This window comes from Halomicrobium urmianum, from assembly GCF_020217425.1.
GTDB classification, from domain to species: Archaea; Halobacteriota; Halobacteria; order Halobacteriales; family Haloarculaceae; genus Halomicrobium; species Halomicrobium urmianum.
Genome location: NZ_CP084090.1, coordinates 719,462 through 740,641, shown reverse-complemented (window position 1 = coordinate 740,641; position 21,180 = coordinate 719,462). Strand labels below are relative to the sequence as shown.

18 protein-coding genes are annotated in these 21,180 nt (G+C 69.5%); 8 read left to right on the top strand and 10 right to left on the bottom strand.

Annotation, left to right across the window (positions count from 1 at the left end):
• Nucleotides 1-12 precede the first annotated feature (12 nt).
• Nucleotides 13-729, top strand: coding sequence for a PHP domain-containing protein (locus LCY71_RS03725; protein ID WP_225335025.1), 717 nt, complete (start codon nt 13-15; stop codon nt 727-729).
• A gap of 30 nt (nt 730-759) precedes the next feature.
• Here LCY71_RS03725 and LCY71_RS03720 read toward each other — a convergent pair whose 3' ends face one another.
• Together LCY71_RS03720 and LCY71_RS03715 are read right to left on the bottom strand one after the other, a co-directional pair.
• Complete coding sequence (locus LCY71_RS03720; RefSeq protein WP_225335024.1) at nt 760-1,677, bottom strand: mechanosensitive ion channel family protein; 918 nt, start codon at nt 1,675-1,677, stop codon at nt 760-762.
• A 117-nt stretch (nt 1,678-1,794) separates the two neighbouring features.
• On the bottom strand, nt 1,795-2,214 hold the full coding sequence (locus LCY71_RS03715; RefSeq protein WP_225335023.1) for an Lrp/AsnC family transcriptional regulator: 420 nt from the start codon (nt 2,212-2,214) through the stop codon (nt 1,795-1,797).
• 102 nt (nt 2,215-2,316) lie between these two features.
• Here LCY71_RS03715 and carA point away from each other — a divergent pair, with 102 nt between their 5' ends.
• From carA to LCY71_RS03700, 3 genes are all read left to right on the top strand, one after another.
• Nucleotides 2,317-3,363, top strand: coding sequence for a glutamine-hydrolyzing carbamoyl-phosphate synthase small subunit (carA, locus tag LCY71_RS03710; protein ID WP_225335022.1), 1,047 nt, complete (start codon nt 2,317-2,319; stop codon nt 3,361-3,363).
• Between the two features lie 138 nt (nt 3,364-3,501).
• Entirely contained in the window at nt 3,502-5,259 is a 1,758-nt protein-coding gene (locus LCY71_RS03705; RefSeq protein WP_225335021.1) for a sensor histidine kinase, read from the top strand.
• A gap of 63 nt (nt 5,260-5,322) precedes the next feature.
• Entirely contained in the window at nt 5,323-5,877 is a 555-nt protein-coding gene (locus LCY71_RS03700) for a hypothetical protein (RefSeq protein ID WP_225335020.1), read from the top strand.
• Between the two features lie 77 nt (nt 5,878-5,954).
• Here the strand turns inward: LCY71_RS03700 and carB are convergent, their stop codons facing one another.
• The 4 genes from carB to LCY71_RS03680 all read right to left on the bottom strand — a co-directional run bounded on the left by carB (nt 5,955) and on the right by LCY71_RS03680 (nt 11,961).
• Nucleotides 5,955-9,200 carry a carbamoyl-phosphate synthase large subunit gene (carB, locus tag LCY71_RS03695; RefSeq protein ID WP_225335019.1) on the bottom strand — a complete coding sequence of 1,082 codons (3,246 nt, stop codon included), beginning with the start codon at nt 9,198-9,200 and terminating at the stop codon, nt 5,955-5,957.
• 226 nt (nt 9,201-9,426) lie between these two features.
• The gene (locus tag LCY71_RS03690; RefSeq protein WP_225335873.1) at nt 9,427-9,966 is read right to left on the bottom strand and encodes a DUF5815 family protein; all 540 of its coding nucleotides are present in this window, start codon (nt 9,964-9,966) and stop codon (nt 9,427-9,429) included.
• A 232-nt stretch (nt 9,967-10,198) separates the two neighbouring features.
• Nucleotides 10,199-10,612, bottom strand: coding sequence for a DUF7124 domain-containing protein (locus LCY71_RS03685; protein WP_225335018.1), 414 nt, complete (start codon nt 10,610-10,612; stop codon nt 10,199-10,201).
• 71 nt (nt 10,613-10,683) lie between these two features.
• Complete coding sequence (locus tag LCY71_RS03680) at nt 10,684-11,961, bottom strand: NAD(P)/FAD-dependent oxidoreductase (protein WP_225335017.1); 1,278 nt, start codon at nt 11,959-11,961, stop codon at nt 10,684-10,686.
• A gap of 166 nt (nt 11,962-12,127) precedes the next feature.
• On the opposite strand from LCY71_RS03680, the gene LCY71_RS03675 reads away from it, so the two are divergent.
• Nucleotides 12,128-12,700, top strand: a complete 573-nt coding sequence (locus tag LCY71_RS03675; protein ID WP_225335016.1) for a DUF6149 family protein — start codon at nt 12,128-12,130, stop codon at nt 12,698-12,700.
• A gap of 52 nt (nt 12,701-12,752) precedes the next feature.
• Here the strand turns inward: LCY71_RS03675 and LCY71_RS03670 are convergent, their stop codons facing one another.
• The 3 genes from LCY71_RS03670 to LCY71_RS03660 form a co-directional block, all read right to left on the bottom strand.
• Nucleotides 12,753-13,706, bottom strand: coding sequence for a TIGR03560 family F420-dependent LLM class oxidoreductase (locus LCY71_RS03670; protein WP_225335015.1), 954 nt, complete (start codon nt 13,704-13,706; stop codon nt 12,753-12,755).
• Between the two features lie 94 nt (nt 13,707-13,800).
• The gene (locus LCY71_RS03665; protein ID WP_225335014.1) at nt 13,801-15,159 is read right to left on the bottom strand and encodes an NAD(P)/FAD-dependent oxidoreductase; all 1,359 of its coding nucleotides are present in this window, start codon (nt 15,157-15,159) and stop codon (nt 13,801-13,803) included.
• A gap of 12 nt (nt 15,160-15,171) precedes the next feature.
• A complete protein-coding gene (locus LCY71_RS03660) occupies nt 15,172-17,346 on the bottom strand; it encodes a sensor histidine kinase (RefSeq protein ID WP_225335013.1) in 2,175 nt (724 codons plus the stop codon).
• 167 nt (nt 17,347-17,513) lie between these two features.
• Between LCY71_RS03660 and LCY71_RS03655 the strand changes: the two genes are divergently transcribed.
• Nucleotides 17,514-18,389, top strand: a complete 876-nt coding sequence (locus LCY71_RS03655; protein WP_225335012.1) for a homoserine kinase — start codon at nt 17,514-17,516, stop codon at nt 18,387-18,389.
• Nucleotides 18,390-18,616: 227 nt separating this feature from the next.
• The gene (locus LCY71_RS03650; protein ID WP_225335011.1) at nt 18,617-18,916 is read left to right on the top strand and encodes a hypothetical protein; all 300 of its coding nucleotides are present in this window, start codon (nt 18,617-18,619) and stop codon (nt 18,914-18,916) included.
• Here the strand turns inward: LCY71_RS03650 and LCY71_RS03645 are convergent.
• Nucleotides 18,913-20,136, bottom strand: coding sequence for a mechanosensitive ion channel family protein (locus tag LCY71_RS03645; protein ID WP_225335010.1), 1,224 nt, complete (start codon nt 20,134-20,136; stop codon nt 18,913-18,915). The genes LCY71_RS03650 and LCY71_RS03645 overlap by 4 nt on opposite strands.
• Before the next feature lie 111 nt (nt 20,137-20,247).
• Here LCY71_RS03645 and LCY71_RS03640 point away from each other — a divergent pair, with 111 nt between their 5' ends.
• The gene (locus tag LCY71_RS03640; RefSeq protein WP_225335009.1) at nt 20,248-21,177 is read left to right on the top strand and encodes a DUF7983 family protein; all 930 of its coding nucleotides are present in this window, start codon (nt 20,248-20,250) and stop codon (nt 21,175-21,177) included.
• The last annotated feature ends 3 nt before the right edge of the window (nt 21,178-21,180 follow it).

Sequence of the window (21,180 nt, the reverse complement as noted above, 5' to 3'; positions counted from 1 at the left end):
TATAGTTGTGTCGTGTACGAGGTCGATCTCCACACCCACACGCGGTTCTTCCACGGCTTCCCGGGCCGGCCGACGCCGTACGACCCGGTAGGCGCGCGCCTGCACGCGCTGGTCGCCCGCCGGCGCGGCCTCGACGGCGTCGCGACGACGAACCACGACTACTGCTGGTACGACGAGACGGTCGACGTGACGCCGATCCCGGGAATCGAGGTCTCGACGACCCGGGGGCACGTCCTGATCGTCGGGCCCGACCCGCCGGTCGCCACGGCCCAGGGACAGCTGACGCCGGAGGAGACCGTCGCGCTGGCCCACGAGCGGGACTGCGTTGCGATCATGGCTCACCCCTATCGCAACGGCACGCTCCCGGGGAGCAACGCCGACTTCGACGCCGTCGAGATCAACGGCAAGCACCTGGAGAACCACGACGACGTGCGCGCGCTCGCGGCGCAACGGGACCTCCCGATGGTCGCCGGCAGCGACGCCCACTACCCCGTCGAGGTCGGCCGGGCGTTCACCCGCCTGTACGCGGACGAACTGACCCCTGAGAGCGTCGTCGAGGCTGTCCGCGAGTCCCGCGTCGAACCCGTGGTGAAGGAGACGGCGCTCGATCGGGTCACGCGGCCGCTGTACGCGGCGATCCACCGCTGGAAGGGGTACATGCCGCCGCGGGAACTGGAGGAGGACCCGCGCGTCGACGTCGAGACCGCCGAGGCGAAGCGCGAGCGCTGAGATCGCCGCTTCGGCGACGCCGACCCGCCGTCAGTCCCTCTCTCGCCGGTCGTCCGCTCCCGCCCGGCCCCCGTCTGACTCCACGCCGATCCGGTCGGCGTCGTCCGCCGGACCGACTGCGATGGCGCCGGTCAGCTCCCGGATGCTCGACTGGTTCAGTTCGATGCCTTCCTCGTGACAGCGCTCCACGACGCGCTGGAAGAACTTCGTCCGGATGCGGGCGCGCTGGGAGCGCAGCTCCTGCGGGAAGAACGCGCGGACGGTCACGACCACCTCCGACTCCAGCAGGTCCGTGACGCGGACCACCGGCCCCGGCGTGTCCAGCAGTTCCTCCTGCTCCTCGGCGACCCGGCGGATCAGCGTCATCGACTCCTGCAGTTCGTCGTGCTGCATCGCGAAGTCGTAGGAGAACCCCACCGGGTCGTGCGCGGTGAGGTTGGTCAGGACGGTCGTCGACAGCTCGCTGTTCGGAACGATGATGACCTCGTTGTTGAGCGTCTTGATCCGCGTGACCCGGAGGTCGATTCCGTCGATGATGCCCTCCTGGTCCTCCCACTGGATCCGGTCGCCGATGTTGACGTCGGGGTCCTGCACCAGGAACGCGCCCGCAACGAAGTTCGACAGCACGTCCTGTGCGCCCAGACCGATCGCGAGCGTCACGCCGCCGGCGATCAGCGCCGACCCGGCCAGCGCCCCGCGGAAGTCGGCCGCGCTGGCGCCGACGACCACCGCCAGTAGCACGACGGCCAGCCGGAAGAAGCTCATCAGCCCGTCGGCCATCGTGGCGTCGAAGTTCCAGTGGTCGAGCGCCCACCGACCGAACGTCTCGACGAGCAGGCGCCCGGTCAGGTACAGCGTCACGGCGATGACGAGAAACTCGCCGATGTTCGAGATGAGGTCCGCGTAGGTCCCGAGCAGCCGAGCGAGGAAGTCGGGCAGAATCTGCATGGGCGAAATTGTCGCTGGAACATCAAGAGTTGCGGCTTCGTGGAAAACGGTAGCTGGTAGGCGTGCGGAAGAGACACAGTGTCAGATGCGGAGCCAGCGAACCGACAGGTAGCGCCCCTACTGCCCGCCCAGCTGCTCGTTCAGGATCAGCCTCGTCTTCGTGCTCACGACCTCTTCGAGCTCCCGGGCCTGGGTGATCAGGTCGTTGACGCCCTGGGTGTCGGCGCAGTCGGCGACGAAGACGATGTCCTCCTCGCCGGAGACCTGCCAGACGAAGTCGACCTCCGGCCACTCGGCGATCTGTCCGCTGACGGCGTGGGTGTCGACGTCGACGTCGACGCTGACCTCGATCATCGCTTTGACGTTACCCGTCTGCGTAGCGATAGTGAACCGCTCGATGACGCCATCGTCGATCAGCCGTTCCACCCGGTTGCGGACGGTCCCCTCTGAGGTGCCCACCCTGTCCGCGATCTCCGTGTAGGGAGTTCGGGAGTCCCGCCGGAGGATGCCCAGGATCTCTCGGTCGAGGTCGTCCATGGAGGTGAGACAGTTCTGTCGGTCCGCACTTGAGGATTGCGAAATTCGTAACTCGACTTCGAAAGCAATCCTTATCAGCGGGAAGAATATACGTATCTCGTAATGACGGACGCATACGTCGCACTGGAGGGCGAGCGCGTGATCGAGGGCCGCTCTCGCGCCCCGGGCACCGCTCGCGGCGAGATCGTGTTCACGACGGCCTACACAGGCTACGAGGAGAGCCTCACCGACCCCAGCTACGAGGAGCAGATCCTGACCTTCTCGTACCCGCTGATCGGCAACTACGGCGTCCGGGAGGAGCGCTTCGAGTCTGACCGCGTCCACCCGCGGGCGTCCGTCGCCCGCGAGTTCACCGACGACGTCGCCGAGTGGCTCGAGAGCGAGGACGTCCCCGCGGTCGACCACGTCGACACTCGCGACATCGTCACCGAGATCCGCGACGAGGGCGCGATGAAGTGCGGCATCGCCGCCGGCCCCGACGCGACCGAGGAGGACGCGCTGGAGCAGCTGGCCCAGTGCAAGCACATGTCCGACCACACCGACATCGGCGCTCAGGTCAGCGTCGACGAGCACGAAGTCCACAACGAGGACGGTACCGGCCCGTCCGTCGCGCTGATCGACTGCGGCGCCAAGGGCTCGATCGTCGAGTCCCTCGTCGAGCGCGACGCCATCGTCCACGTCCTGCCCTACGACGCCACGCCCGGGGAGGTCGAGGACCTCGACCCCGACGTCCTGTTCATCTCCAACGGCCCCGGCGACCCTGTCAACTTCGAGCAGACCGGCGAACTCGTCGAGGAGAAGGTCGGCGACGTGCCGCTGGCGGGCATCTGTCTCGGCCAGCAGGTCGTCGCCAACGCGCTCGGCGGCGACACCGAGAAGATGGAGTTCGGTCACCGCGGCGTCAACCAGCCCGTCCGCGACCTCCGGACCGACCGGGTGGTCATGACCACGCAGAACCACGGCTACACCGTCGCCGACCCCGGCGACAAGCTCGAGGTCACCCAGATCAACGTCAACGACGACACTCCGGAGGGCCTCGAGAACGACGACCTGGACGTCATCACCCGCCAGTACCACCCCGAGGCCAACCCCGGCCCCAACGACTCGAAGAGCTTCTTCGACGACGTGCTGGCGATGGCGGACGAGTAAGGAGCGCCCGCGGTCAGTCCCGACGACCGGGCGACTCGCCACCCGTCCCCGTCAGCCGAGTTCGTTCTGTGTTTTCTTCCGTGAAATTATCGGTGTTTACTTGTCGATCGATATGTATTCACGGAGCAGGACGCCCGGATGGCAGTACCACCGGAACTCATCGGGGGTGCGCTGGCCTCTCTCTCGGTTCCAGCGGCCGCGCTGCTCGTGCTGGCGCGGAACAACCTCACGCGGCCCGGGGCGCGCGGGTTCGTCGTCACCGTCGCCGGGTGGACCGGGTGGTCGATCGTCGTGGGTCTCCGACTGATCGTCGAAAGCGCGGCCCTGGCGCGGGCGCTCAACAGCTTCGCCGTCGTCTTCGTCAGCGTCACGGTCCTGGGATGGGCGTTTCTCGTCGCCGAGCACGTACGGGGCCGGTGGATCGAACTGACCTGGCGCCGCCTGGTCGTCTGGCTGGCGATCCCCGTCGGGCTCTCGGTCGTGGCGTTCACCAACCCCGCGCACTCGTTGATCTGGGGCGAGGCGACTCGAACGGCCCCCCACGGGACGATCGACGTCGCTCACGGGCCCGCGTTCACCGTCGCAGCCGTCTACTGGTTTCTGGTCTCCGAGGGAGCGGCGGTCTGGCTCGCCCGGGACGCGCTACGGGCCGAGGGCGCCTCTCGGCGACAGGGGATCGCGCTGCTGATCGGCCACCTCGTCACCGTCCCGTTCGCCTACGACACGTTCGCCGCGTTTCCGCCGGCGCCGCACGTCGACCTGAGTCCGGTCGGGTTCTTCCTCGGCAGCGTCGTCTGGGGGGCGGCTCTGTTCCGGTACGGGACGGTGGAGCTGGCGCCCATCCTCCGGGAGGCCACCCTCGACGAGATGTGCGACGCCGTCGTGGCCCTCGACAACGACGACGTGGTCGTCGACGTCAACAGCGCCGCGTCGGAGCTGTTCCCCACCGACGGCGACCCGGTCGGCCGGCCGGCGCGCCGACTGTTCGCCGAGTTCGAGCCGCTCGACGAGCTCGTGATCGACGACCGCCCGGTCGAGAACCCGCTCTCGCTCGTCGTCGACGGCGACAGACGGCACTTCCAGGTGACCGTATCGCCCGTCACCGCCGGCGGGGTCACCCGCGGTCGGCTCGTCGTCATCCGCGACGTGACCGAGCTGATCCACCGGGAGAAGGAGCTCGCGACGGCCAAGCAGGTGCTCAGTCGCGTGTTCCGCCACGACATCCGCAACGACCTGACGGTCATCCGGGGCTACGCCGAGCTGATCGCCGAGCGGACGGCGGGCGAGACGGCTCGCATGGCGCGGACGATCAGCGAGACGACGGACGAACTGGCGACGACCGCCAACAAGGCCCGCCGCATCGAGCGCACGCTCGAGAGGCCGACCGAGGCCATCGACCTCGAGGTGACCTCGCTACTGGAGAGCAGCGTCGAGTCGGTCCGCACGTGCCACCCCGACGCGACCTACGACGTCGACCTGCCGTCGGAGCTGTGGGTGCGCGCCTCGACCGACCTAGAGGCGGCGTTCAGGAACGCCGTCGAGAACGCCGTCGCGCACAACGCCGGCCCCGACCCGACCGTCAGGATCCGCAGCCGCCGGGAGGGCGAGCGCGTCGTCGTGACGGTCGCCGACGACGGGCCGGGCATCCCCCACGAGGAACTCGAAGTCCTGGAGCGGCGCGAGGAGGCCCCGCTGTCGCACGCCAGCGGCGTCGGGCTCTGGCTGATGACCGCCGTCGTCGAGTGCTCCGACGGCGACGTCGCCTTCGACACCGGCGACGACGGGACGACGGTCGAGTTCTGCCTGCCGACGGCGTCGGGGCGGAATCGCCGCGAGCGCAAGCGCCGGCCGGACGACCCCGGCACGGACCCGTCCGACCGGGCGGAGCCGGTCTGACCCGACCGGACCGGCACAGCGACCCACACGGATTTGAGTGTCGCGACCGAACTAGTCACGCGAATGAGTCAAACGAACGACGCCTCCGGCGGCTCCGTCGCCGGCGACGCTCGACAGGGATCGACCGGCAGTCGCGGTGCCGCCGCGACTGCGAAGCGGTACCTCGACAGGATCGGACCGAAGCGGGCGGCCGCGGGAGTGGGAGGACTCTTCGTCCTCCGCGGCCTCCGCGGGCTCCGCAGCGGGTCGCCCCTCCGGGGCCTCGTCCGCCTCGCCGTTGGCGGGTCCCTGATCGCCGTCGCGCGGCGGCGCTCCGGCAGCGGCGGCGTCGACGAGAGCGACGTCGTGAACACCTCGCCGGACGTCGAGGACGTCTCCTCGGGCGTCGATCCCGGGGACCGCGAGCACGCCGGCGGCGACGCGGCCGAAGAGGTCGTCGGCACGGGCCCGGACGTCGAGGACGTGTCGTCGGGGCTCGACTCGGAGGACCAGGGGACGGACGCCGCCGAGGAATTCTCCGAGGCCGGATCGAACGTGGAGAACGCCGTCGACGACGAGAGCGGTTCTGACGACGAAAGCGAGTCCGTCCGAGACGACGAGAGCGAGCCCTCGGAGTAGCGACGCCTCTCGTCGGTCGGGATTACGAAAATCGAAGCGAGGGATCGAGAACCCGAACGCGCTACGGGACTACCGCGTCACTCGTCGCCCCACTCGCGCTGGGACTTGGGGCGCGAGGCGATGTCCTGAACGGACAGGGGCTCGTCGGCGGAGTTGATCGCCTCGAGCGCGGCCTCGGCGGACTCCAGCGTCGAGAAGTAGGTGACCTCCTCCTCGACGCAGGCCTCGAGGACGTCGCGGTCGCGGGAGACGACCAGGTCGATCTCGCCGTCCTGGATGGCCTGGACGATGGCGTCGGCGTCCTCGAAGTCGTCGAAGTCCTTGACGTCGAGGTGCTCCTCGAAGCCGAGCACCGGCAGGTCGACGATGGCCGTGCCCTCGAGGGGGATCGGCTTGCCGACGGACTGCTGGGCCTTCTGGTAGGCCTTGCCGAACGAGCCGGCGGTGCCCATGACCTCGCCGGTGGACTTCATCTCGGGGCCCAGGCGCGGGTCCGAGTTCGGCAGGCGGTCGAACGGCAGGACGACCTCCTTGACGGAGACCTGCTCGGGAATGTGCTCCTCGTAGTCGAGGTCGGCGAGGTCGGCGCCGGCCATCACTTTGGCGGCGATCTTGGCCAGCGGGACGCCAGTGGTCTTCGCGATGAACGGCACCGTGCGCGAGGAGCGCGGGTTGGCCTCGAGCACGTACACCTCGCCGTCGCGGACGGCGAGCTGGACGTTCAGCAGGCCGACCGTGTCCAGCGCGTCGGCGATGTCCTCGACGACTTCGCGGATGCGCGGCATGACCTCCTTGATCTCCGGAGAGCGGGGCGGGATCATGCAGGCCGAGTCACCGGAGTGGACGCCGGCGGTCTCGACGTGCTCCATCACGCCGCCGATGAGGACGTCGTCCTCGTCGGCCACGGCGTCGACGTCCAGCTCCACCGCGTCGGCGAGGAACTCGTCGACGAGGATGGGGTTGTCCGGCGAGACCCGGATGGCCTCCTCGATGTAGGTCTTCAGGTCGTCGTCGTTGTAGACGACGTCCATCGCGCGGCCGCCGAGCACGTAGCTCGGGCGGACCAGCACGGGGTAGCCGATGTCGTGGGCCAGTTCGAGCGCCTCTTCCTCGCTGGTCGCGGAGCCGCCCTCGGCCTGGGCGATGCCCAGGTCGTCCATCAGGCGGTTGAACCGGTCGCGGTCCTCGGCGAGGTCCATCGCGTCGACGGAGGTGCCCAGGATGTCGCAGTCGAGATCGCGGCGCTGCAGTTCCTGCTCGAGCGGGTGGCCGATGTCGACGGAGGTCTGGCCGCCGAACTGGACCATCACGCCGTCGGCGTCGGTCGCCTCGATCACGTCGGCGACCTCCTCGGCCGTGATCGGCTCGAAGAACAGCCCGTCGGAGGTGTCGTAGTCGGTCGAGACGGTCTCGGGGTTGTTGTTGACGACGTGGGCCTCGATGCCCTGCTCCTCCAGCGCGCGGACCGCGTGGACGGAACAGTAGTCGAACTCGACGCCCTGCCCGATGCGGATCGGGCCGCCGCCGACCACCACGACGCTCTCGACGTCGCGGTCGACCTGCAGCTCGTCGCGGTCCAGCTCCGAGTGGGGGTCGCGCGAGGAGTAGTAGTACGGCGTCGTCGCCTCGAACTCGCCCGCGCAGGTGTCGACCAGCTTGAAGTCGCGGTCGGTGGTCTCGGTCTCGACGTCCTCGACGCTCACGGCCCCGCCGTCGGCGGCGGGCGTCTCGGCCTCGCCCTTCTCGGAGAGGTCCTCCTCGGGCAGCCAGGAGGCGTGGGTGTCCGCGAACTCGCCGCCGCCGATGGCGCTGATCTCCTGATCGGTGAAGCCGGCCTCGGCCGCGGTCGGGAAGTCGCCGTCCTGAGCGGCCTCAGCGGCGTCGGCGATCTGCTCGAACCGTTCGAGGTACCACTCGCGGATGTCGGTCAGCTCGTTGATCTCGTCGACGGTGTAGCCGCGGGCGAACGCCTCGAAGACGGCGTACGGGCGGTCGGGCGTGGGGCGTTCGAGGTACTCCGACTCGAGTTCGTCGTCGTCGACGTCCTCCCAGTCGACGGCGGGGTCGTACTCGGAGGACCGCAGCGCCTTCAGGAGCGACTCGGGGAAGGTCCGGCCGATGGCCATCGCCTCCCCCGTCGACTTCATCGCGGTGGTCAGCTCGAACTCCGTGTCCGGGAACTTGTCCTTGGGCCACCGCGGCACCTTGGTGACCACGTAGTCGATCGCCGGCTCGAAGGCGGCGGTAGTCTCGCCGGTGATCTCGTTGTCGATCTCGTGGAGGCGCTTGCCCAGCGCGACCTTCGCGGTCACGCGGGCGATCGGGTACCCGGTCGCCTTGGAGGCCAGCGCGGAGGAGCGGGAGACGCGCGGGTTGACCTCGACGACGCGGTACTCGCCGCCGGGCGTGCCGTCGTCGCGCCAGGCGAACTGGATGTTACAGCCGCCCTGGATGCCCAGGTCGCGGATGACCTTCAGCGCGACGTCGCGCATGTCCTGGTGGCCCTCGTCGGGGATGACCTGGGAGGGCGTGACGACCGTCGACTCCCCGGTGTGGATCCCCATCGGGTCCAGGTTCTCCATGTTGCAGATGATGATACAGGAGTCGTCGGCGTCCCGCATGACCTCGTACTCGAGCTCGACCCAGCCCTCGATGGACTCGGTGACGAGGACCTCGTCGTTCCGGGAGAGGCGCAGGCCCTTGCGGACGCGCTCGAGGAGCTCGTCCATCTCGTGGACGACGCCGGAGCCGGAGCCGCCCAGCGTGTAGGTGGTGCGGGCGATGACCGGCAGGCCGCCGACCTCCTCGACGGCCGCGTCGACGCGCTCCCGGAGGTCGTCCTCGCCCAGTTCGGAGACGACCTCGCCCTCCTCCATCGTGACGGAGGTGGACTTGGCGACCGGCTCGCCCAGTTCGCGCATCCGCTGGCGGAAGAGGTCGCGGTCCTCGGTCGCGTAGATGGTGTCAAGCGGCGTCCCCATGATCTCCACGTCGTGCTCCTCGAGGACGCCCTCCTCGGCCAGTTCGGCCGTGACGTTCAGCCCGGTCTGGCCGCCCAGCCCGGCGATGACGCCGTCGGGCTGTTCCTTCCGGATGATCTCGGCGATGGCCTCGGTGTTGATGGGTTCGAGGTACACCTTGTCGGCCATCTCCGGGTCGGTCATGATCGTCGCCGGGTTCGAGTTCACGAGGACGACCCGCGCGCCCTCCTCCTGGAGCGCGCGACACGCCTGCGCTCCGGAGTAGTCGAACTCGGCGGCCTGTCCGATCTTGATCGGGCCGCTCCCGATCAGCAGGATCGTACGGTCCTCTCCCTCTGTCATTATCCGAACGGAGTCCGTACATCGTAATAAGCCCGGCGAAAAGGTACGAAGATCGTAGAGTGATTTCGGATTTCGTAATGTGCGTCACTACCACGGGGAGAGATGGCACGCCTATCGGACGATCGATTACCCGCTTTCTACGGTCGAGAGCGCGTCACGCGTCGATTGCTGAGAGACCCCTGGTCGGTGTCCTCGGTGTCCGGGGGTGTGTCGGTACGGGACGGCGTCAGATCGGCGTGTCGTGCTCGCTCTCCAGGTCGCGTTCGCGGCGGTACTGCTCGACGAACGCCGAGACGTCGAACTCCAGCATCTCCGCCTCGAACTGCCGGGCGACCTCGTCGTCGTCGGCGTGGCTGACGGCGTGTTCCATCAGCTCGACGATCAGCTCGACGACGACCTCGTGGAGTCGCCGGGAGTCGAAGTCGGCGGCCCACGCCAGCGCGTAGCCGACGGTGCCGTCCTCGGCCACGTCGACGCTTTCGACCTGGTCGGGGAACTCCTCCATCACGATGGCCATCGCGTGCGCGGTGGTGAACTCGTCGAAGTCGTCGTCCGTCTCGATGGTCTCTGTGAGGATCTCGACGAGAAATTCGGGGACGAACCGCGCGAGGGGGTGGACGTCCATCACCACGGCGTGGGTCGCCCCGCAGGCGCACTCGAACTCGCGCTGGCCCATGTCCAGCTCGTGGACGTCCTTTCGCTCGCCGCAGGGCAGGTCGAGCACGCCGTCGGAGTCGGACGCGTCGGACTGCTCCTCGTCGCTCACGTCCGGGTCGTCGTGACCGTGGTCGTGGTCGTGCGAGTGGGCGTCCCGGCCGTCCGCTGGCTCGCCCTCCGCGCCGAGCGCTTCCTCAGAGGCGCGTCCCCCGTCGCCGTCGTCAGGGACACCCGGTTCTGGCATTACCGGTCATAGGCGACTGTGCCGTTTAAAAAGAGCGATCGTTGCCGCGCCGCTCCCGCGTGGGGCCGGGCCGCTCGTCGCTGGTCGTCGCCGGCCGTCAGGGCCAGTCGTCGCGCTGGTCGCCGCCCTGAGTCGTCTCCGGCGGTTCCGGCTCGCCCAGGTCCCAGTCGGCCGCCTCGGCCGCGTCCTCGACCGAGAGGTACTCCCAGCCGGCCGCCTCGGCGAGGTCGGCGTCCTCGTCGCTCGTGCCGACGAAGACGTGCCGGTCGGTGTCGAACTGTGCCTTGACGTTCTCCAGGCTCTCCTCGCGCCCGCGCGGGCCGGAGAAGAAGTCCTGCCGGATGCGGTGCTTCCGGCAGAAGTTGGTCACCACGTAGGTGGGCTTCTCGGAGATGACGCCGACGTACTCCGACCACTGGCGCGCGTCCGTGAACACGGCGTCCGGGTACGCCAGTTCCTTCAGCGCGGCCAGCTCGAACGCGAGGGTCATGTCGCCGCTGCCGCCGTCCATGCGAGAGCGTCCGTCAGGCGCGGAAAAAAGGGCGTCGGTCCGTCGCTATCGGTCCCGGTGTCCGATCAGGCTCACTCGGCCTGCGCGGCCGTGGCCTCGGTCAGCTCGTCCATGTCGACGTCCTGCTCGAGCAGCATCTCCTTCTGGTCCGCGACGGGGCGCTCCTCGCGGATGAGCTTCTTGAACTTCGACTGCTGGGAGAGGTCGCCGATGAGCACGCCGCCGATGAGCTTGCCGTCCTTGAAGGCGAGGCGACGCCACTCCCGTTCGCCGTACTTGCGCTCGGCGTCCTCGTCGCCCAGGGTGGGGTGGCCGAAGGAGAGGAAAGGGAAGTCGAAGTGGGTGACCGAGTAGGTGGAGACCCAGCGGAACTCCTCCTCCTCCTCGACGCTGCCGTCGACCTCGGCGTCGCTGTCGGCGACCATGTTGGTGCCGGCGACGCTGCCCTGCTCCTTGGCGGAGCCCCAGGCGCCGTTCTGCGCGCGCTCGCCGAGGATGACGTCGTAGAACTGCGTGATGTCGCCCGCGGCGTAGACGTCCTCGACGCCGGTCCGCATGTACTCGTCGACGACGATACCGTCGTCCGTCTCGACTGGGGTGTCCTCAAGGAACTCGGTGTTGAAGTCGAGGCCGATGGCGACGCCGGCCCAGTCGCCCTCGTAGCGGTTGCCGTCGGGGTCGACGGCGGCCTCGACGTGGCCCTCGTCGTCGACCTCGAAGCGGTCGACGCCGGACTCGAAGACGGGCTCGACGCCCTTCTCGCGCATGGCGTCGTGGAGGATCTCGGCGCCGTCCAGCGAGAGCGCGTAGCGCCACCAGCGGTTGCCGCGCATCAGGTAGTGGGCGTCGATCTCCTGCGCGCCGCAGATCGCCGCGAGGTCCAGCCCGAGCAGGCCCGCGCCGACGATGATGCCCTGGTCGGTCTGCTCGGCGTGTTCCTTGATGTTCCGGGCGTCCTGGAACGTCCAGAAGTGGTGGACGCCGTCGGCGTCCGCGTTGTCGACCGGGAGCTGGGCGGGCGTTCCGCCCGTTGCCACGAGCAGCTTGTCGTACTCGTAGACGTCGCCCGTGTGCGTGTGGACCTCGTGAGCGTCGGTGTCCACGCCGGTCACGTGGGTGTTCAGCTGGAGGTCGATGTCCCGCTCGTCGTACCACTCGGGCTCGTGGATGGAGATAGGAGCCTCGGGCAGCTTGCCCTTCGCGAACTCCTTGATGAGAATCCGGTTGTAGAGGGCCTCGCCCTCGTCGGTGATGACCGTGACGTCGGCGTCCGGATCGGCTTCGCGAATCGTCTCTGCCGCGGAGGAGCCCGCGATGCCGTCCCCGATTATCACGTGCGACGTGCTCATGGACGGAGGCTTGGTGACCGGGCCTAATGTGGATTGCTATCTCCGTAACGCGTGGCAATTCTTGCAGGGCGGACGCGGCGGACAGAGACGTTCACTGACGAGCGTGAACGATTACGGGGAACGCCCTTAGGGAAGGTTGAAGGCGATCGGTCGCTAACCGTCGGCCATGAAACTCCGCCAGAACGTCCGCCACTGGGCCGCGAAACAGGCGCTGACGATGCCGGTGGTCGGGGAGCGCGTCAACGACCGACTGGTGGACCTCCACACGAACGTCTTCCTGGACAAGGCCGACGAGGCCCACCGCGAGGAACGGCGCGAGCACCTCCACGAGTTCTTCGAGGTGACCATGGACAGCTACGTCCGGGCGCTGGAGGAGGGGCTGAGCGAGGCGGAGGCCCGGGAGATCACCCACGTCCAGGCCAACTTCGACTTCTACAACCACGGCTGGACCGAGATGATGGAGTTCCCGGTCGACGAGGTCGAGCCCCACTACGATCGCCACCGCGACTTCTTCGAGCGCTACGGCATCACCATCGACGACCCGCTAGGCGAGTTCCGCCCGCCGACCGGCATCACGGAGGCGCCTTCGACCCCCGAAAAGCTGGCGGACCCCGAACACCCCCACGCGGAGGGCGGGTTCGCCGACGACGTCTACGTCGAGACCGACGACGGCGACCTGGTCGTCGGCGGCGGCGAGGAGCCCGAGGACGTGGACGCGAGCGACGCGCCGGGCGTCTGAGGCCGACTGAGCCGCCGCGACTGGGGACCGATGACCGCGGCCGCGGCAGTTCTCATTCGAACGCCGGCATCACCTCGTCGACGAACAGCTCGCAGGTCCGCCGATCGTTCAGCGGCGGCATCGCGACGAAGGTGTCCAGCCCGACGTCCGCGAACTCGGCCAGCAGGTCGCGGGCCTCGGCCGGCGTCCCGACGACGCCGCGGTACTCGTCGCGAGGCGTCGCCCCCTCCTCGGTCTCCGCGATCAGCGATTCGTAGGCGTCGTGGGCCGCCTCGGTCGACTCCCGGAGGACCGTCCTGTTGGCGATCGTCTTGGTAATTTCCTCGTAGTCGCGGCCGAGGTCCACGCAGTGCTCTCGCAGGACGTCCAGTTTCCCCGCGTACGTCTCCGGATTCCCGGACGGGATGTTCCAGCGGTCGGCGTACTCCGCGGTCGCCCGGAGAGTCAACTGCTCGCCGCCGCCGCCGACGAGGACGGGAATCTCCCGGTCCGGCGCGGGCACGCAGTAGAAGTCGTTCAGTTCGTAGAACTCGCCCTGGTAGGACGCCGGCGGGTCCTGGTTCCACATCGTCCGGCACAGTTCGATCGTCTCGCGCATCTGCCGGTTGCGCGTCGAGACGTCGGGGTACCCGACGTCCATCGCCTCGTACTCGTCCTCGTACCAGCCGGCGCCGATACCCAGGACGGCCCGTCCGTCCGAGAGTTCGTCCAGGGACGCCAGTACCCGCCCCAGGTACGCCGGGTTCCGGTAGTGGGGACAGGTGACCAGCGCGCTCAGTTCGACCTCGTCGGTCTCGCGCGCGATGGCCGGCAACGCCGTGTAGCAGTCGAAGAACGGCTCGTCGCGGCGGCCGACGCCGGGCAGCTGCCAGACGTGATCCATCAGGGAGAGGAAGTCGAATCCCTCGTCCTCGATCCACTGTGCCCGCTCGACGGTCGCCTCGAACAGGTCCCCGTCGGTGTCGCCGTCGTCGCGGAAGCTCGCGTGGTGGTAGCCGAACCTCATGGCGGCCATTCTACCGGCGGTGACTAAAGGTTCGGCCGCGGCGGTCGGCTGAGAACGCGGCGACGACAGTCCCTGTGACGGGCACTCGCCGTCGTCAGTCGTCCGACGGGCTGGCCGCGCGGTCCGCCTCGGGATCGAACGCACCGGCTCCGGCGATCCGATCCGCACACTCGAAGCCGGCGACGACGCCGCCGTTGAGGCTGCGCTCGGGGTACTGGGCGCGGGAGGCCATCCCGGCGTAGTAGACGCCGTCGGCCACCTCCGCCGAGAGGTCGTAGGGGACGACCATGTCGAGGTAGCCCCGCTCGTAGACGGGCGCTGTCCGGGGGTTTCGGGCCGTCTCGATCCAGTTGACGCTCCCGCGGTCGAAGCCGGGGAAGAGGTCCTCGATGCCCGCCAGCCACGTCTCCTCGACGGCGTCGTCGTCCCGCTGCCAGAGCGGGTCGTCGGTGTCCTGGACGTAGCTGACGGCGTACAGGAGGTGCTCGCCGCCGTAGCGCTCCGGCGGGACGAAGTTGGTGTGCTCGATGAGCGCGCCGAACGGCGCGTCGTCGGCGACGTTGAGCCAGTAGGTGTCGGTCAGCGGCTCGTCCATGCTGATCACCGAGCAGACGGTCCCCTGGAAATCGATGTCGCAGGCGTAGCCCGTCAGTCCCTCCAGCACGTGGGGCATCGTCGCGACGACGACGCCGTCCACGTCGTGGGTCTCGGTGCCGTCGGCCGTCTCGACGGTCATCGAGGAGACGGCCCCGCCGGAGACGTCGAGGTCCTGCACGCGCGCGCCGGTGGTGACGGTCTCCCGACCCACGGCTTCGAGGAGGGCGTCCAGCAGGCGGCCGAAGCCGCCCTCGAAGTAGCCGAGGATCTCCCCCCTGAGGACGTCCCGCTCGCCGCGGAACTTGATCCGGCCGAGCAGCCACGCGGCGCTGACCTCGTCCTTGCGCTCGCCGAACTTGGCGTCCAGCAGGGGCTCGAAGAAGTTCCGGTAGACGCGCTCGGTCGTGTGCTCGCGGATGAAGTCGACGGCCCGGACGTCCTCGAAGTCCTCCAGTCGCTCGTAGGTGTCGAAGGAGGGGACGCCGCCGCGGACGTCGACGTCCAGCGTCAGCATCGCCAGCCGGAACTTGTCGTACATCGAGAGGTGCGGGAAGGCCAGTATCTCCCAGGGGGTGTCCATGGGGTGGACCGTCCCGTCGACGTAGTAGGCGTTCTCGCCGACGCGCCACTCGACGGCGTCTCCGACGCCCAGATCCTCGGCGAGGTCGACGATGGTCTGCTCGGACTTCGAGAGGTGGTGGTAGAACTTCTCGATCGGGTCGCCGGCCGTCTCGTAGGTCGCCGCGAGGCCGCCGACCTGGCCGCCGGCCTCGAAGACCCGGACATCGCGACCGCGCTGCTGGAGGCGGTAGGCCGCGGCCAGTCCCGCGATCCCGCCGCCGACGACGCCTATCATGCCGTCTAGGTTTCAGGCCGGCCCGGATGTTCCTTTCGTCTCGATCCGGTCGGCGTAGCGGAACTCCACGACCGCGACGGTGCCGCGGGGCTCATTGTCCTCGAACCACACCGTCCCGCCGTAGAGGTTCATCATCACGGAGACGAAGTACAGCCCGAAGCCGTGGGCGGTCTGGCTGGTGGCGACGTCGCGCTCGAACACCGTCTCCTTCATCTCGTCGGTCATCCCCGGGCCGTTGTCGGCGACCTCGACCCGGACGCGGTCGGCGACCCGGCGGGCCGTGATCGAGACGCGGGGCCGGTCGGCGTCGTTGTGGCGGACGGCGTTGCGGACGACGCTCTCGATCACGTCGCGGGCGAGCTCGTTCGCCAGCACCCGCAGGTCGTCCTCGACGTCGCAGTCGACGGTCACCCCCTCGTGGCCGGCCGCCACCGTCGCGGTCCGCTCCTGCAGGAGGTCGCTCAGGTCGATCGTCTCCAGGCGCTCGGCCTCCGACGCGGTGACGGTCTCGTTGATCGCCCGGATCTTCTCGCTCAGCTCGGTCAGCTCGTCGCACCACCCGACGATGCGGTCGAGGTGGGCCTCGGACCCGCCGTCGACGTCCGCCCGGAGGTGCTCGGCCCGCCCGCGGATCACCAGCAGGGCGTTGCGCAGCGTGTGGCGCAGCACGCCGTTGAAGAACTCCAGTTGCTCGCTGCGCCGCTCGACGGTCGCCCGGCTCTCGCGGAGCTCCTGCTCGCGCTCGATCTGAGTGAGCGCCACCTGCGTCGTCCGGGCGAGGATCTCGGCGAACTGCTCGTCTTCGGCGGGAAAGACGGCCCCCTCGCGCCGCTCGACCGTCAGGGCGCCGTGGCCCTCGAGGGGGACCGCCAGCCGCTGGCGTCTCGCCGCGGCGTCGCCGGCGCGCCGCTCCGTCGTCGCCGTCCCCGTCTCGTACGCGCGGAACACGGGATCGGACGGATCGTCGACGACCAGCTCGGCCGCGTCGTACTCCCGCTCGAGGCGCTCGCTGACGGCGGCCGGGCGGAGCTCGTCGCCCTCGGCCAGGTAGATGGCGGCCGCGTCCCCGTCGAGCACCCGGTCCGCGAAGGAGACGGCAAGCTGGGCGATCTCCCGCTCGGACTCCGCGGTGATGAACTCCCGCGTCGCGGACTGGAGCGCCTCCAGCCGGTCCTGGCGGCGCTGCTGGCCGGTCACGTCCCGGAGGACGATCAGGCGGCCGCGCTGGTTCCCGTGCTGGTCCTCGATGGCGGTCACCTGCGGGTCGTAGTAGGTGATCCCGCCGTCCCCGCGGACGGTGTACGCCTCGTCGCCGCTGAGAGCGTCACAGAGGCCCGGAGCCACCGCGCCCAGCGAGTCACCCCGGACGGCGGGTCCGAACCGGTCCTCGGCCGTCCGGTTGTGGTCGACGACGCGGTCCCCGTCGTCGACGACGAGCACCGGGTCCGGGAGCTGGTCGACGAGCAGGTCGCCCGCCAGCGGCGAGACGCGCAGGAAGTCGTAGCGGAACAGCGCCCAGCCGATGGCGACGCCGACGACCGGGATCGATAGCGGAGTCAGGGAGGCCTCCGGATGGAGGTGATGGCCGACCCGGGTGGCCACGTCGGCCGACAGGCCGACGGTCGCGGCGACGGCGATGGCGGCCGTCTGGCGGCGATGGACCGTTCTGGCGGTCATCGCGAACTGAAGCAGGACCGCGTAGGCCAGCCCGATCGCGACGTAGCCGTAGACCAGCTCCGCGTCGGCGATCAGTCCCGCCGGAACGGACGGGGCGGTAGTCCCGTGGGCGGTCACGAGCGTCGCGTCGGCCGGCACGCTCGCCAGCCCGTGGAGCGGCGCCGTCGAGCGGACGATCGCGAACCCGGCGGGGACCGACCACAGGACGGCGAGGTATCGCGGCCGCAGCCACTGGTCGCGGCCGGTGTACGCGAGCACGAACACGAGCAGCAGCGGCGGGACCTGCGCGGACGCGACGGCGGTGAACACCTCCAGCGCGTAGCCGGCGGCCAGGCTTCGAGTCGACAGCAGGGCCGCCTGCGAGAGCCCCCAGGCGCCGAGGGCGACCATCAGCGTCCCGAACGGGACTGTGGCCGGCTCCTCGCGGTGCCGCCAGGCGACCGCAGCGAGGGCCACGGCCACGAGGCCGCCGAACAGGCTTCCCGCCACCGGCCACGCGAAGGTCCCCATCGAAGCGTATCACTGAATGACCAGTCGCTGGCTTATTGCTTGTGGCTTGGATCGCCCTCGTTCCGCACCGGTCCCACCGCCCGAGTGCGGGCGGTCCACCGGGCGAGTACGCCGACAGTCCGCACCAGTCCGCTACCTTTTTGCCCGCACTACGGAAATTCGGTCGCATGGTGACCGTCCGGGCGCCGGCGACCAGCGCCAACCTCGGCAGCGGCTTCGACGTCTTCGGCGTCGCCCTGGAACGCCCGGCCGACGTCGTCAGGGTCGAGAAGGCCGACGAGGTCACCATCGAGGTGACCGGCGCCGGCAGCCAGTACATCCCGGAGGACCCCGACAAGAACACGGTCGGCGCCGTCGCGGAGGCGCTGGACGCCCCGGCGCACATCCACATCGACAAGGGAATCCGACCCGCTTCGGGGCTGGGTTCCTCCGCCGCCAGCGCCGCGGCCGCCGCCGTCGCGCTCAACCGCCTGTACGACCGCGGCCTCTCCCGGGAGGAACTGGTCCCCGTCGCCGCCGAGGGCGAGGCGGTGGTCTCCGGCGACGCGCACGACGACAACGTCGCCCCGGCCATCATGGGCGGCTTTACCATCGCCACCGACGACGGCGTCACGAAGGTGTCGGCCGACGTCCCGCTGGTTGCCTGCCTCCCCGACATCGTCGTCTCGACGCGCGACGCGCGCGAGGTGGTCCCCGAGCGCACCGACGTCTCGAAGCTCGTCGAGACCGTCGGCAACGCCGCCACGCTGACGACCGGGATGCACCGGTCCGACCCCGAACTGGTGGGGCGGGGCATGTACGACTCCGTCGTGACGCCGGCCCGCGCGAAGCTGATCGACGGCTACGACGCCGTCCGCGAGGCCGCCATCGAGGCGGGCGCGACCGGCGTCACGATCAGCGGCGCCGGCCCGGCCGTCATCGCCGCCTGTCACGAGTCCGACCAGCGCTCCATCGGATCCGCGATGCTCGACGCCTTCGCGGACGCCGGCGTCGACGCCACCGTCTACCAGACTCACATCGGCGACGGCGCGACGGTCCGGTAACCGCGTTCGAGAGAGCGAAGCTCTCTCGTCATCACGAGACGGCTCTGCCGTCTCGGACGACCCCGCGGCACTCGGCCTGCTCAGCCTGTAGAAATCGAACGCAATGACACACTTGAGGGGCACCTCGGGCGCCCTTCGATGTGTAAATAGTTTCAATTTCTACTATAGTTGCCAGGTCGCCCGCAGTATTGCAGGTGTTTATGTCGCTACAATTGGTACGAGTTGTCATGTCACGGCGAACTGGCGGGCGCCGTCTGTCCGGGGTCCGACCGGAGCAGGTCGGGACGCTCGCGGTGCAGGTGGGATACGCCACGGTGACGGCGGCGCTGCTGCTCGCCGCCGTGACGTTCGGCGTCCTCCTGGCCCGCGCCCCGACGGTGGCCGCCGGGATCGACGCCGCCGTCGCCGCCGGAACGGGCCCGCTCTCGGGCAGCGGCGTCACGTGGCTGTTCCACGTCGGCGTCCTCGGGGTCCTGATCGGCTCCTGGCTGCTCGGACTCGGCCTGATCATCGACGGCCTCGACTAGTCGAGGCTGTCCGCCTCGACCCCACCGACGCCGAGGTCCGCGTCGGCACCGTCCTCGCGCGCGCCGACGGTCCGCTGCGGGAAGGGGATGGCGATGCCCTCCCGGTCGAAGGCGTCCTTGACCTCGCGGACGACGGCGGAGACGGCGCCCCACTTCCGCGGCGGCGTCGGCTTGTCGATCCAGTAGCGCAGTTCCAGCACGACCGCCGAGTCGCCGAACTCCTTGGGGACGACCTGCGGCGAGGGGGTGTCGGCGACCTCGTCCACGCGGTCCATCGCGTCCATGGCCACCGACATCGCGCGGTCGGGGTCGTCGTCGTAGTCGATGCCCACGTCGGTCCGCAGCCGCAGGCGCCCCTTGCCCGAGCGGTTCGTCACCGCGCTGTCGCTGACGCTGTCGTTCGGGATGACGACGAACTCGCCGTCGAAGTTCTCCAGTCGCGTGTTGAAGATGGTGATGTCCGTGACGATGCCCTCCTGGTCGCCGATCTGGACCCAGTCGCCGATAGTGAACGGCCGGGAGAACATCAGCACGAAGCCCGCGATCAGCGACCCCAGCGTCTGCCGGGCGGCGAGGCCGACCACGATGCCGAGGAACCCGGCCCCGACCAGTAGCCCCGAGAGGTCCACGCCCCATAGCGTCATGACGGCGGCGCCGACGGTGACGAACAGGGCTAGCTGACTGACGCGCAGGAGGATCTCCTCCTGGTGGTCGGTCACCTGGTCGGCGTTGTCGCTGAACCGCTGGATGGCCCCGCGGAGCTGGTCCGAGGCGATGTAGCCGGCGACGACGAGGACCGCGGTGAGGCTCACGTTGACGATCCCCGGCAGGGCGGACAGGAGCAACTCTCCGACCGACCGCGCCACGTCGACGAGCCCCCAGACGATCAGCAGGGCCAGAGCCGTCCCGACGATGCCCGCCAACTGGACGGCCCTGAGCGCGATGCCGGACAGCGTCGTCGGGACGTACTCCCCGACGACCTCGATGGCGTCCGCACCGGGCCCCGTGACGTACCGCGAGGCGAACACCTCTCGCCACCGGCGGACGAGCCACGGGAGGACGACACCGAGGCCGACCACCGCCAGGAGGACGACGACGCCGGTCACCGTCATCCGTCCGCGCGCCGTCGTCAACTGCTCCAGGAGCGCCTCGGCGTTCCGGAACAGGTCGGCGACCCCCGAGGACACCGGCGTCGCCGTCTCGGTCCCCGTGCTCTGCATATCCCGACCACTCGTCTCGGTAGCCTTGGATGTTGCCTTCGCTCACGCGCCTGCCACGTTACCCCGAGCGCCGGCGCGACGCTTTTCACCGCGACGCTCGAACTGACTGACATGTCGACCGACTCCGCCTGGCAGTCGCTCCGCGACCGGTGCGACGGTCTGGACCCCGACGACGTCCTCGTGACGCCCGGCGACGAGCGCGTCTTCGCCGTCGAGCGGACCGCGCCCGACCACGTCGTCGTCCGGTTCCGCGAGGGCGGCGAGCGACGCCTCGACCGCGACCAGTTCGCGTCGCTGGCCGAGCGCGTCGGCGACGAACCGCTGGCCCTCGACGACCTGCCGCCCGGGGTGGGTCCCTACGCGACCGTCTTGAGTCTCGCACCGCAGTACGTCGTCGACGAGACCGAACGCCTCCGCCGGGTCGAGGCGGACGCCGAACCGACCACCAGCCCGTTCCTCCGCTCGCAGTGGGCGGTCCGACGCCCGCCCGAGGAGGTCCACGACGACGCGCTCCTCGTGGCCGACGTTCTAGAGCGCACCGACGTCACCGACCGCGAGGCCCTCTCGGCCGAGGAGCTGGTCGACCTCTACGTCCTGCTGTCGGACCTCCAGTGGGGCGCAGACGACCTGCGGCGCGACGTGGGCGACGACCTGCTCGACCACGTCGGCCCCGGCGGCGACCTGCACGGCACCTACGGCACCGTCGCGCGGGCCCGCCGCGAGTACCGCCAGCTTCGGGACGAGGACGAGGTGCTGGACGCGCTCGACGACGCCGGCGTCCCGCGCGAGTGGGTGCTGGGCGTCGACGAGGAGAAGCTCGACGTGGTCATCGCCACCACGGACCTCGAGGAGGACGACGTCTACGACGTGGACGGCCGATACTACGTCCAGAAGACCGGCGTCGAGGGGGAGGCCAAGCGCTCGCACCTCCAGGGGCTGCGTAACCGCCTAGCCGAACTGGACGAGGACGAGGCCGACGAACTGCGCGACGAGATCGACGACCTCGAGGAACGGATCGACGACGTGCTGGCGGCCGGGTGAGGC